General features: G+C 57.0%; 11 protein-coding genes. 6 read left to right on the top strand and 5 right to left on the bottom strand.

The window, feature by feature from the left end; all coding sequences use genetic code 11:
• Nucleotides 1–352: 352 nt before the first annotated feature.
• Nucleotides 353–1,012, top strand: coding sequence for an NAD(P)/FAD-dependent oxidoreductase (locus tag AB3175_RS04405; protein WP_367359740.1), 660 nt, complete (start codon nucleotides 353–355; stop codon nucleotides 1,010–1,012).
• A gap of 245 nt (nucleotides 1,013–1,257) precedes the next feature.
• Here AB3175_RS04405 and AB3175_RS04400 read toward each other — a convergent pair whose 3' ends face one another.
• The 3 genes from AB3175_RS04400 to AB3175_RS04390 all read right to left on the bottom strand — a co-directional run bounded on the left by AB3175_RS04400 (nucleotide 1,258) and on the right by AB3175_RS04390 (nucleotide 3,735).
• Complete coding sequence (locus tag AB3175_RS04400; RefSeq protein ID WP_367359739.1) at nucleotides 1,258–1,866, bottom strand: CARDB domain-containing protein; 609 nt, start codon at nucleotides 1,864–1,866, stop codon at nucleotides 1,258–1,260.
• A 178-nt stretch (nucleotides 1,867–2,044) separates the two neighbouring features.
• A complete protein-coding gene (locus AB3175_RS04395) occupies nucleotides 2,045–2,467 on the bottom strand; it encodes a hypothetical protein (RefSeq protein WP_367359738.1) in 423 nt (140 codons plus the stop codon).
• A 215-nt stretch (nucleotides 2,468–2,682) separates the two neighbouring features.
• Complete coding sequence (locus tag AB3175_RS04390; protein ID WP_367359737.1) at nucleotides 2,683–3,735, bottom strand: histone deacetylase; 1,053 nt, start codon at nucleotides 3,733–3,735, stop codon at nucleotides 2,683–2,685.
• 461 nt (nucleotides 3,736–4,196) lie between these two features.
• Between AB3175_RS04390 and AB3175_RS04385 the strand changes: the two genes are divergently transcribed.
• The gene (locus tag AB3175_RS04385) at nucleotides 4,197–4,550 is read left to right on the top strand and encodes a hypothetical protein (protein ID WP_367359736.1); all 354 of its coding nucleotides are present in this window, start codon (nucleotides 4,197–4,199) and stop codon (nucleotides 4,548–4,550) included.
• Here the strand turns inward: AB3175_RS04385 and AB3175_RS04380 are convergent.
• Nucleotides 4,535–4,777 (bottom strand): hypothetical protein, encoded by a 243-nt coding sequence (locus AB3175_RS04380; RefSeq protein WP_367359735.1) that lies wholly within the window; start codon nucleotides 4,775–4,777, stop codon nucleotides 4,535–4,537. The genes AB3175_RS04385 and AB3175_RS04380 overlap by 16 nt on opposite strands.
• On the opposite strand from AB3175_RS04380, the gene pcnB reads away from it, so the two are divergent.
• Complete coding sequence (pcnB, locus tag AB3175_RS04375) at nucleotides 4,768–6,120, top strand: polynucleotide adenylyltransferase PcnB (RefSeq protein ID WP_367359734.1); 1,353 nt, start codon at nucleotides 4,768–4,770, stop codon at nucleotides 6,118–6,120. The two genes, AB3175_RS04380 and pcnB, sit on opposite strands and share 10 nt — an antisense overlap.
• A gap of 119 nt (nucleotides 6,121–6,239) precedes the next feature.
• Here the strand turns inward: pcnB and AB3175_RS04370 are convergent, their stop codons facing one another.
• On the bottom strand, nucleotides 6,240–6,545 hold the full coding sequence (locus tag AB3175_RS04370; protein ID WP_367359733.1) for a hypothetical protein: 306 nt from the start codon (nucleotides 6,543–6,545) through the stop codon (nucleotides 6,240–6,242).
• A gap of 293 nt (nucleotides 6,546–6,838) precedes the next feature.
• Between AB3175_RS04370 and AB3175_RS04365 the strand changes: the two genes are divergently transcribed.
• The 3 genes from AB3175_RS04365 to AB3175_RS04355 all read left to right on the top strand — a co-directional run.
• Complete coding sequence (locus AB3175_RS04365) at nucleotides 6,839–9,637, top strand: C25 family cysteine peptidase (RefSeq protein ID WP_367359732.1); 2,799 nt, start codon at nucleotides 6,839–6,841, stop codon at nucleotides 9,635–9,637.
• A 103-nt stretch (nucleotides 9,638–9,740) separates the two neighbouring features.
• Entirely contained in the window at nucleotides 9,741–12,140 is a 2,400-nt protein-coding gene (locus tag AB3175_RS04360; protein WP_367359731.1) for a PD-(D/E)XK nuclease family protein, read from the top strand.
• Nucleotides 12,134–12,575: UvrD-helicase domain-containing protein (locus tag AB3175_RS04355; RefSeq protein ID WP_367359730.1), on the top strand; the 442-nt coding region annotated here is incomplete at its 3' end. The genes AB3175_RS04360 and AB3175_RS04355, both read left to right, overlap by 7 nt.

Below are 12,575 nucleotides of genomic sequence, written 5' to 3'. Positions count from 1 at the left end.
TTCGCGAGGACCGCATTTCTAAGCAGTTGATAATATTATTATATTTTTTTGCCGTTCCGTGTTCCGCCCTCCGCGTTGAAAGCGCGCTGTGTTCTTTTTACCACAGTCCGGGTTGAAGAGGGAATCCCGCGGGGCGCTCCGGGATGACCGCCGTGACGGAATGCCATTGGCATTGAGATAACGGCCGGGGAGAATCTTTTTCCAGAAAAGGAAACGATTCAATCTGCTTCAGCATCCGGTGATCAATTCCGCCGATTCCGGTGGGTGCTGCCGCGATTTACTTACGGCTGAAAACAATGTAATATGGATTTTCAGAACAGTAAACTAAAACTTCAGGAGGTTCGAATCGATTATGTCCAAAGACATTCTGGAAAAGGGGGCCATTGTTCAGAGGGACAAGGAAACGTTTGCCATTGCTCCGCACATCCCCGGAGGAATCATCGATCCGGCGGGTCTGCGGAAGATCGCCGACGTCGCCGAGAAGTACAAGGCGAAGGCGCTGAAGATAACGTCGGCCCAGCGCATAGCCATCGTAGGAATCGATCCCGATGACATCGACCATGCCTGGGCGGATCTGGGAATGCCCCCCGGGGCGGCCATCGGCCTCTGCATCAGAAGCGTCAAGATCTGTCCGGGGACCACCTTCTGCAAGAGGGGGCAGCAGGATTCCGTGGGAGTGGGCCTGAAGCTGGACCAGATTTATCACGGCATGGAGCTCCCCTGGAAATTCAAGATGGGGGTGTCGGGGTGCATCAATTCGTGCGCTGAATCGGCCATCAAAGACGTGGGGCTGATCGGAACCCCCAAGGGCTGGAGGCTGCTGGTCGGCGGATGCGCCAGCGCGAGACCGAGAATCGGTCAGCTCCTGGCGGAGAACCTGTCGGATGACGAGGCCCTGGCCCTTATCGACAAGGTGGTGAACTACTATAAGGAAAATGCCAAGAAGCAGCGCCTGGGCGATTTCATCGAGGGCGTCGGCTTCGAGACGTTCAAACAGGCCGTCTTGCCCTGAAAGGGGAGAATTCCGTAAGGCCGGTCCGCCTGCCTGCTTTTTCCCCAATCCCGGGCCCGGCATCGAATCCCGGCGGTTTGCGGGGCCCGGGATGGCGGATCGGGATGAAAAGGGCGGCCGGGTCTTGCCGGCCGCCATCGATGACCCGGAAGACCGGTGGCTGCGGGCGGTGCGGTGAAAAGGCGCTTCCCGGTGGCCGGCATCCCGGAAGGGCGACAGGGGGCGTGATGGCGGGCCCCTTCCGCTCAGGGCCTGGCCACACGAATGGTCTGCCTGTAAACGTTGTTGGCCTCGTTGCTTTCCGGCACCTCGCCGGAAGAGTCGACGACCGATTTTGTCACCAGTTTCGCATACCAGCTTCGATATCCCTCGTAGGTGCCGGTGAGGACCCTTCCGCCCCGGGCCGCCAAGCCGTCTATCCGCCAGGTGCAGGCCGCTGCCGGGAAATTTTCGCCGGGCCACCACTGGACGGTAAAGGGTCCGGACGCGGCTTTTCCCCTGTTGTAAACACCGATGCGGACGGACACCGGCCTTCCCTGGACGGGAGGGGACGGATTCAAGGAGAACTCGCTGACAAACAAATCCGGAGCCGCTCCTGCTTCAGCGGCCGGTTCCGCTGCAGGCCGGGGTTTTTCTTCCGTCGCCGTTGGCTTCGCTTCCGGCCGAGGCTGCTCCACTTTTCCCTGTGAGGGGGATCCCTGTTCCGTCGACGTGGGTTTTCCTCCGCCACCCAGAATGCCCGCCTGGTGCAAAGCGATAATCAGCCCTGCAACCGCGGTGATGATGGCGGCAACCGCCGTCAGGACGCCGGGCAGGGTCTGCCACCAGCCCTTGGATTTTGACTCCTCCTCCATTTCGCCACTCCTCTCTTCCAGGCCGAAACGAACCCCGGATCACAAAACGTTCCCAGTTGCCCCGCTGCGGATTCCAGGATGGCGCCTTTTGATCAGGATCGCACAACAGGGGACGTTATTGAATGGACAGCCTTGACGGTTCCACTTCCGCGAATGCTGCGGCAAGGCCGGACCGGATCTATTCGCCCTCTGTACGCGCGTCCTGTTCAGGTCCGCCCGGTGTCGGTCCGCCGACTTTGCCCGCAGTGCTGCGCCCTTCGCTTTTTTGTTTTCCGGCGGGCTCCAGGGGGACCGTTCCCGCCTGTTCCGCCTCATGAATGTCACTCCATCGAAACCATATGTAGAGGGTGTCCAGTTCCCTCATGATGTCGGTTTCCGTGATGGTTCGAACATCGTGGCAGGCATGCCACGCGTTCATCCAGCGATGATAGGCGCACCCCTCTTCCTGAGAGGATATTTCATGGGAAAGCGGCATATAAACCCCGTCGGGTCTTTTCCAGTAGGGGGCCACTATCCGTCGAAAGACGAGCTCGACAAGCTCTTCCTCCCGCAGATTCCACCGGTTCTTCAAAAAATCCTTGTCGCGCCACTCGCTTTCCATGGCCTTTTCCTTTTTTGCCCCCTGTCCCGAACATTCTCACCAGAAGGTCAATGAAGCGCCGAATCCCGCTCTCATTGCCCCCGCGAAGACAGCTCTTTCAATTCCTCTCCCGACAGGTTTCCGATCCGCGCTTCTTCCCGAGCCACTTTCCGTGGACAGGGCGCAGGTCTGCCCGCTGAGAACATTCCGGCGTTCATGAAGAAGGTAAAAATCTGTCAAGGCCTCAAGTTCTTCCAGTACGGGCTGTGAACCCGGAAGACATGGCCCAACGCCCTGTCAACGGACACCGGGTTTGCCAGCGCCGCCATGGCCGCGTGGTTTGTGAAGGACAGCCCGGCCAGCTCTTTCAGGACCGCCCTGACGGAGTCTCTCAACCCCTTGAGGTCATACCCCCCTTCGAGGGTGAGCACAACCTTGCCGCGGCAGCAGGATTCGGCGATATCCAGAATGATGCGCATCAGCCCGGCAAAACCTTCCGGGGACACCTTCATCCCCCCCAGGGGGTCTCCCCGGTGGATGTCGAAGCCGGCCGACACCAGGATGAGGTCGGGCTTGAAGTCCGGTGCGATGCCGTGAAGGATCCTCTCATAAATGACGGCATATTCTCCGTCTCCGTATCCCGTGGACAGCGGGACATTTACGGTGAAGCCTTCCCCCTCCTGCCTGCCCACTTCTCGATAGGAACCGGTCCCCGGGTAATAGGGGTACTGGTGGGTTGAGAAGTAGAGGATGGAGGGATCCTGCTCGAAGGAGTGCTGGGTGCCGTTTCCATGATGAAGATCCCAGTCGATGATGAGGATCTTCTTGAGATGAAGGGCTGCCTGGGCGTACCTGGCGCCGATGGCCACATTGTTGAACAGGCAGAAGCCCCGGCCCTCGTCCGATTCGGCGTGATGCCCCGGAGGCCGCACCAGGGCGAAGGCGTTTTGCAGTTTGCCGGAGGCCACCATCGAGATGGCCTCGCACATCCCCCCCGCAGCGAGCAACGCCGCTTCGTAGGATCCGGACGAGGTGGTCGTGTCCGGGTCCAGGTAATCATAGGCCATTCCTGCGGTCGCTGCGACCCTCTTCACGTAACGCGGCACATGGATCCGGTGAAGCTCTTCCGCGCTGGCCTGCCTGGCCGGTATGTCCACGAAATTTCCCGCCATGTCGGAATCTTCGAGCATGTCATAAATGGCTTCCAGCCTGCGGGGGCTTTCCGGATGTCCAAATCCGGGATGATGATCCAGATACCTGATGTCTCTTACAATGCCCGTCTTTCCCATGATCCTCTCCCGTTTAAAGGTCTATAGACGTTGGGCTGTGTTGACGATGATCGGCTGTCTCGTGTCCTCCTGCCTGGATTCCCGGGGCTGGCGAAGGGGAATTCTATTGAAGCTTAGCAGAAATTGACAAATCGTCAACGGATGCTTTTGCATGCGGCCTGCTTTGCCTTCAACAGGCCAGGAGATTAGGCGCATGAAGGGGGCCCCGATTGCGGCGGCCGGATCGGCCGTGCCGGCAGGCAGACTGTCCACGGAAAGGGCGTGATTTCGTGTTGACAGACCATTTTGTTCCGGAGTATGAAGGAGACATGGTTTGGGCGGAACGTGTTATCGTGTCGTTTTTCTTCATCAATCAACTCAGCCCCTGGTGATTGCTCCAGAAAGGCGATGCGAAGTTGAACCGCGGCATTCCCTCTGCGGAATAAAGCGGGTGGTCCTCATTTTTTAAAGAGTCTTTGACTATGGTGAATTTTATTAAGGAAGTCCTGTCTCCTGATGATCGATGCGTCTGCGTCTTTACAGAGCAGGATGGATTTCAGAAGAACCTTGCCCTCGATGCAAACGGCATCTTCAAGAGCGGCATCTGGAAGCTTGATGAGCTCGATATGCTGGGGGTGAACAAGATCGTTGTCTACTACCGGAATGAGAAGATCAATAAAATCATTATCGGGGACTACAAGGGAGTCAGCCCCACAATTTTTCGCGGTCATTACTGCATCCATTTCCAGATGACGAACATCGATCAGACGCTGACGAACTGGAATGACTTCTGTAATGCGGGAAACGACTCGGTAAAATATTACCGCCAGGATTGACGGGCCTGCATCCGGGCAAGGCAGGCGGTGAACAGTCTCCAGAAGCGGGCGCTTTTCCCCCTGCCGCGAACGCATGTCCGTCTCCTGCCGTTGAGCAGGCCGATGTCCGGGAATCCGGGCCATCGCCGGGCTGGTTCGTGACGCCTGCCGGGAAGTTCAACGGCGTTGCCGATCATGGGGTTTTGCTTTTTCTGCAGAGCGTGGTATGGTGCGGGCCATGCAACCACAAATTCTTCCCAGGAAGGAACACCGGATATCCCGGAAGCACATAAACCAGAATGTTCTGCGTACGCTCTATCGGCTCCGGGACAAAGGCTTCATCGCTTATCTGATCGGAGGCTGCGTCCGCGACCTGCTCTTGGACCGCACTCCGAAAGACTTCGATATCGCCACAAACGCCACACCCAATCAGATCAAGCGGCTCTTCCGCAACTGTCGCCTTGTCGGCCGCCGTTTCCGGCTGGCTCATCTCCACTTTTCGGACGGAATCCTTGAGGTTTCAACGTTCCGGGCCTCCGCCCCCTCCGGCGAAGAGGAGACGGAAGAGCCAGGCCTGGAGAATCGGCCTCCCCGGCACCTCAAGGACAGCGACGGAATGGTTCTCCGCGACAACGTCTTTGGCACCCCGGAAGAGGACGCCCTCCGCCGTGATTTCACGATCAATGCCCTTGCCTACAGTATCGAAGATTTTTCTGTGATTGACTACTCGACGGGGCTCAGCGACCTGCGCGAGGGGCTGATCCGGCCCATTGGCGACCCTTACGAGCGGTTTACCGAAGACCCGGTACGCATGCTCCGGGCCGTTCGTTTTGCCGCAACCCACGGCTTCACCATCGAGGAGTCCACATGGGAGGTCATCCGCCGGCTGTCCTTCACAATTTCCCGCGCATCGCCGGCAAGGCTCTACGAAGAAATGCTGAAGCTCTTCCTGATGGGTTCCTCGCGCCCGGTTTTCGATCTGCTCGAAACAAGCGGCCTTCTCGCCGCGCTTTTCCCCCTGCTTGGCCAGTGGCTCAGTGGAAGCAGTGATCACAGGGCTGCCCTGGCGGCAAATCTCGAAGGCCTGGACCGGCTGTTCCAAAGTGGAACAGCGCCTTCCCCGGCGCTTTTCTTTGCGGCGCTGTTCGGCCCCAGCCTGGAGGAGGGGGCGCTGGAACACCAGAGAGACGGCATCCCCCGCCAGCAGTCGCTGGATGCCGTCTGCACGGCTTTCCTGCAGGAGCTCCGCAATATTGTGAGCCTTCCCGCGCGGATCGGCGCACAGATGCGGACCATCCTTGCCGTGCAGACAGCGCTGCACAGAAGGCCGCCGCGCCGCCCCGCCATCATGGCCGGCAGAGCGGGGTTTGCCGATGCACTGGCGTACCTGCGCCTCACGGCGGAATGGAAACGGGAAAATCAAGCGGCATTAAAATGGTGGGAGGCTTACCTTTCAGGGGTGCCTGCCAAAATGGAAGCAGAGCCCTCTCCCGAGGAAGCCCCGGTAAAGCGGCGAAGAAAAAAAAGGCGCAGACACCGCCCTGCCGCTCCAACGGCGGCGATTCCTGGCGCGCCTGAAGCGGGCAGTTGATTTCCCCTCCGGATTAAAGCTGATTTGCTGCAAATCCGTTCGGAAGGAAGATTCGCTGCTCAGCCGGGACGGCACCGTTTCTGTCCGGTCCATGACGCCGGACCTTCTTCTTATTTCCTTCATTCGGTATTGCCGTCCTGGGTCATGTCGATAAGACGCTGCAAAAAGTTTTGCAGGATCCGGATTCTAAATTCAATCCTGCCTTGATCCTCTTTCTCATGTCGACATGATTTTTCGTCGCCGGTGATCTCACCTCCAACCGGATTCGTGATGTTTTGCAGTTCCGCCTCATATGACGACAATTCTTCCTCAACGGCGAGAATCTGTTCATATCGCGTCATGGATGCGAATTCTTCCGACGGGATAATTTCGACAAGTCCCTTTTCTTCCGCAATTTCAATCTGAAACAATGAGTTCGAACTCATGATGCAGCCTCCCCTGTCATATATTTTTCTGATGGCGTTGCTCTCTTTAATATCCCATACGCCGAAGAGCTGCAAGTATGGCATGTTCTACCAAGCCGAGAATGAAAATTAAAGAAACAAACGATCATTGTTCTTTTTTTAATTGACAGATCCATATCCTGATTTTAGACTTCACAATCTTTCAAGAAGATTCACCTTTTCCCATTTTCAATTTGCAAAGCGGCTCTATGAGCTGGTTCTTTTAATCCAGCTTTCCTCCAATGACTTATGGCGCTTCTAGAAAGGATCCTCTCATGGTAAAAGAAACCGCCGGAAAGGCAACCCCCGCATCCGTCACAAGAACTACCGAAAAAACCCTGCTATTCAGAAAATCCGACGTTCTGTTAAAACCAACTCTCTTCGGCATTTCTCTGTCCATGAAGGATTTTGAAACAAGAGGCGAACCGGGAGAGCCGGCACTGCCGAGGAAAATAATCCGTGTGGCTTTGCCCAAGGGGCATTCAGCCAGAAAGCTTTCACAGAAAACGGGATCGACTGTTCTTCTCAACCATACCCCGGAACCTCTTTCCTGCATTCAGGAGCCATCTTTAGGCACCAATCCTGAGCTTCCCTATTCCCGCATAAAGCGCACCCTGGTTCGGCCCGACAGAGAAAAATATCAAGCGGCTTTCACCATGGGGAAAAAAGTATGTCGGCTTGCCGGCCAGGAAATGATGGGACTGATTCCTTGTGCCCTTGTAGAAATCTGGCCCGTCCGGTTCACGCGGGAAGGCTTGCTGGAACTGGTCGAAGAGGTCACATTGAAGATCGTATCGGAGCCGTCAAAGGAAATCGCCCGGCAGGAAAAAGAAACGCTGCTCAGACTTTCGCCGAAAACAATTGTCCGCAGGCATGTGATTGCTAATGATCTTGTCATTAATAATGCCCTGGTGCAGAAGGAATTGAAAAGGAACATCGCCACGCTTCAAAGGTCTCTGGAAAAAGAAACAGGGCTAAAGAAAAAGACCTTCAAGGCCAATAGCATAAAACCGCCATCCGAATGCGATTATCTTATTCTCACCGACAACAACAAGTGGGATCCCGCCACAATGCAGCCGACAAGCCTTATCGGAGACATGGTGGGGGAATTCGTGCGGTTGGCCAACTGGAAGAAGTCCCGTGGTTTGAGAACCTACGTGGCCACCGTGAAGAACATTGTGGACGGTAAGTACGGGGATTTCAAAACGGGAGCCAGGGATCTGCAGGAAGTCATCCGTAATTTTCTCCAATGGTTTTGTCGTTCCCGGGGCGTTGAATACCTGCTTCTGGGCGGAGATGTCAGCATGATCCCCGCCCGACAGGTTGCGGGTGCGGCCTGGGGCCAGATCGGCTTTGGTTCACTGGACAAAAAGAATGTCATAGAGTGGAAAGGCACGTACATGGGGATGCATATCGACACCGGCGATTTCGGGCAGTCTACGCATATCCTCACCAATTACGATACCGGGCGAATCATTCCTTTCGACAGTGCGGGAACCTCGAACACGACAACTGCCGGCTGGTATCACACGACGGACAGCACATTCACGACGCGCACAGCGGCCAATACGGAATGGGTTCGGATCAATGGCCCCTCGGCCCAGATCAACGCGAAGATGGTCTGGTACACCAACATGAATCTGATTCCCACCGATCTCTATTATGCCAGCCTTTACGGATCCGGTTATTCCGTAGCGGGCAAACATGACTGGGATCAGCTCGACAACGGCCTATACGGTCAGCACAATGCGACGAATAATTTCGACATGGTGAATTATCAGGCTGATGTCAGCGTCGGGCGTGCACCGGTTGAATCGATTGCAGAGGCACAAACCTTTATCGATAAGATCCTTGAATATGAAAAATGGGGTTCCACGCCTCGGCCGGATTCTGATTACGACCGCTTCCGCCGCATGCTTTTTGCGGCAGCGACCTGGGGCAAATACATCCGTATAGAGCGTGATCCTGCCGGCAGTGACCCGCCGGCAAACAACAAATACACTTCGTCAGGTGAGCACGCCCTCCTCCATTGCGATACCCTGCCGCCTGACGCCGGCAGTCAATTGACCTGTTATTTCAGTGATCAATATTATCGGCTTTTGAATTACAACAGCGGAGCAAAGCACAATCATCCCGGCTGGTACTATGCCAAAAGCGGCAATGACCTTTCACCCAGTGTGACGGTATGGGATTTTTTCTTCTTTTCCTGGGAATTTCCCAAGCCCACCGCGTGGATTGCAGTCTGGGACGGCAATCCGGATGTGCTCAATCCCATGTACTATGCCTTGGATTTTCCGGATCTCGACAGCTCTATCACCGAACAGGAAGCGCTGCGGGAAAAGATGCAGACGACCTTTCCGGAGATTTCCCAGATCGAACGGCTTTACACCGATGAGGCGGACATGAATCCGGCTGAAGTTGCAGAAACCTGGCTCCGACACCTGACCTCTGAGAACCTGACGGATGCCCTCAATCGTGGACCTCATTTTGTCAGCATGACGGGGCATGGCAATTCAGACTGGTGCGCCTATCTGTGCACCGCTCTGGTGAACGGTCTTATCAACGGTCCCAACACCTTCATCCTGTATGCCGATTCCTGCATGACCGGTATGTTTGATGTGAACGACTGTGTGGCGGAGGCTTCCCTGAAGCATCCCGGTGGCGCCGCCGTGGCCTATGTTGGAAACAGTCGATTCAGCTGGATAGGAACGGGCGCCCTTTACCGTGAACTGTTTTTCACGCGGCTGCAGACCGTCCGGCATATCGGGGAAATGAATGACTCACGCTTTGAACTTCTAGCCGGAACAACGGGATGGACTCGCGAATCCAGAATCTGGTATTGTTTCGTTCCTCATCTTTTCGGCGATCCTGAAATGCCTGTTTACCGCAACATAGCAGAAGCAAAGAACTACTATATCGGGAACTGGAATACCTATGAGTTGCACGATTGCCGTTGCCAGTGGGTGGAGCGCATGAGCTTGAAGCACAAAGTCTATTTTGAAAAGCTTCAGATGGGATTGAATGCCGGTTATGATGGGTGCGGCTTCTGCCTGAAGAAGCATCACACCTGTTAAGAAGGTACTTTAACGTACCGAATATGGATTGAAATACCGTCCCGGCCATGGAAGCCTTACGATTTAGTTGTCTTTGACACAACCCCGGAAGGAATTTGTTGCCATGCCTGATCCCAACTCTCGACAGGAAGATCTCCATCCGGCTGTCGATGCCCTCATTGACCGGCTGCGGGCCTCTTACCCGGACATGAGTGCCTTCACGATTGTTTCGATGACGGATCGTGGCCGCGACTTTTTGCATCACCTTGTCCATACCCGGATCGGCGGCCTTCTTCCCACCATCCTCTCATTCAGCGACTACCGGACCCGGCGCATCGCAGACGCTTCGGGCCGCACGGCCGTGCCGGAGGATGAAGCCTTTATCCATTTCCATGGCCTGCGTTGCCGGGAAGCGGGCCGATCTCTTCCCCCGGCCGACACCCAGCGCCTGCTCTCGTTTCTCACCATGATCGCCGATTTTTCCGTTACCATGGACGAATTGCGTGTCCTGGATCGGATCGGTCCCGAGCAACTCGACCGGATTGACCGGTTCTTCGCGACGATGGAGGATTTCCGCGCCCGCCTGGCTTCCTCGGGGCTCTTCTATCCGCCTTTCGAAGCGGCGAGGTTTGCCGATCTGACTCCGGAGAAAAATGAACTATTCTTTGGTCTCCCTCTCATGACTCCCGTGAACGAACGCTTTTTTAATCGCATCCCGCAGGATCGGCTCTTCGTGGATGCACCGCTCTTCGGTCCGCAAATGCCCGTGGAGACGCCAGAGTTCGAGACGTCCCTCTCGCTCGTCCGGCGTATCGGAGTTGACGAAACACGCCATCACGGCGAGCCGCCCGAGTTCACCGAACTGGCCGAACGGTCCGCTCTGCCGGCGCTCCTTGCCGGCGAAATCGACGACGTTCTCCGGGAACGGCAAGGCGACGGAGAACCGCTCTTTATTGTGCTTCTGGACGAGACGCTCTCGTTCTATCTGTGGGAATTTCTCTTCCGGCCTCTTGGCGGGCAGGTCAACTTCGCGCCGTGGATTCCCTTCACCCACTTCGCGGCGGCACACCGGCTCCGTTCTGCGATCCACACCGGACAAGGGCTGGCAACCGCGCGACGTGACCTCGTCGCCGAACTTACGGCCAGATGGAGCGAGCTTGACGAGGCCGACCGATCGGCCTTCGAAGGGGCGATTACGCTGTGCGATGAACTGGAACGTCTCCGCCCGTTGATCGGTGGCGAATGGTCGGCCCTGGCAGAGCACTTCGTCGCCACAAAGAAACTGCGGCTCCACGGAAGGCGCACCGCCCCGATCCAGGTGGTGGGCTTAGGCGACGCAACCGGCGTTCCCTATGGACGCGCTGTCATCCTGCCGATGAACAGCGGCGTCTTCCCGAGGGAACCCTTCAGCGGTCCCTATCTCAACCTGATCCATCTGCCGCGCATCTACCGGACCCAATACGAGGCGGACGATCTTGCCCTGCGGCAGTTCCTCTCCTTTGGCCGCTCGGCCCACATCGCGGCCCTCTATAACCAGGCGGGCGGTCAGGCGCCGTCACCTTATTTCTCGTTTCTCGCCATCGAATTTGACAGCAGGACGGTGAAGCGGCGGATGGTTCCGGTTCCCTTCTCCGTGCCTACGGGCAGCCTCGCCATCGAGAACACCGACGAACTGAGGGAGCAACTGCGGCGGTACACCTGGTCTTTCAGCTCCCTGAAGAAATTCTTCACCTGTTCGTGCCGCTTCATCCTCGAAGATATGCAGGGCTTGACCCCGCCGCCGTGCTTTGAGGCCGAAGACAGCGCCAACCTTCTCATCGGGGATTTTCTTCACCGTTTCTTTGCAGAACTGAAGGAGCATCGCCCGGCTGTCGATCTGTGGCGCGAACGATTCGACGAATGCTGGGAACGCGAAGAGGAACTCCAGGTGAAGCTCCCGGACCAGGCAGTCCGCAAGGCCATTGTTTCGAGCCATCTGGGCGATATCGCCGCCTGGGAGAAGGAAACGGGGCGGCTGCTTCTCTTCTCCGATGACGTTACCGCCGCCGAGCTTGAACTGCGTGCGCCGTTCGGCAGCGGCCGCTACCGGCTCAAGGGACGACTCGACCGCCTCCAGCATCAGGGAGACAGGGAACTCATCGCCGATCTGAAGTACAAGGAGAAGACCTCCCGAAAGGGGCTCCTGGCCGACCAGGTCGAAGATCCTGATTCCTTCGATGATCGGTTTCAACTCCTCATTTATGCCTATCTCGCCCTTCACAGCGGGCGAGCCGCACCCGACCGACTGGACGCGGCCCATCTCTTTCTGCGGCCGCGGGTACGCGGCGATTACGAGAGCCGCCTGGCCCTGGAGGATCTTGCTCATTGCGATGAGACAATGGAGCGGATCGCCCGGCGCCTTGACGCCCTCCTTGCCCAGGAATGCTTTATCCCCAACTTCCGAGCCGACGGCTGTCCCTACTGTCCCTGCAAGGCGCTCTGCCTCAGGCCCGATCTCTATCGGACGGGAGGGCGCCCATGGTAAAGAGCCTCTTCGTTACCGCCTCGGCCGGTTCGGGAAAAACCTTCCGTCTCACCCAGGAGGTCCGACGCCATATCGAGCGGGGCACGGAATTTGTCGTCGCCGCCACCTTCACCCGCGCCGCAGCGGCGGAAATGGAAAAGAGGATCCTTGAAGCCATCGAGAAGGGGCCGGAGTGCGCCGCCGACAAATTACGGCTTCTCATGCGGGCCGCCCGGGTCCACTTTTCGACGATCGACGCGCTCTTCCTCCGCTTCCTTTCCACGGAGGCCTATGTGCCGCAGGTCGCCGACGATCATGAAAAGGCCATCATCACGGCGCTCGCCGACGAGCGCTTCTTCCGGCATCCGCGCGTCCTGGCAGACATCGAGAGTATCGTGATCGCGGCCAGGATACTCCACATGCAGCCCGAGTCACTGATCAAGGCCCTGGATAATG

The organism is Syntrophus sp. (in: bacteria) (assembly GCF_040768185.1).
Classification (GTDB): Bacteria; Desulfobacterota; Syntrophia; order Syntrophales; family Syntrophaceae; genus Syntrophus; species Syntrophus buswellii.
Note: the sequence above shows the minus strand (reverse complement) of the source record. Positions and strands in the feature narration are given on the sequence as shown.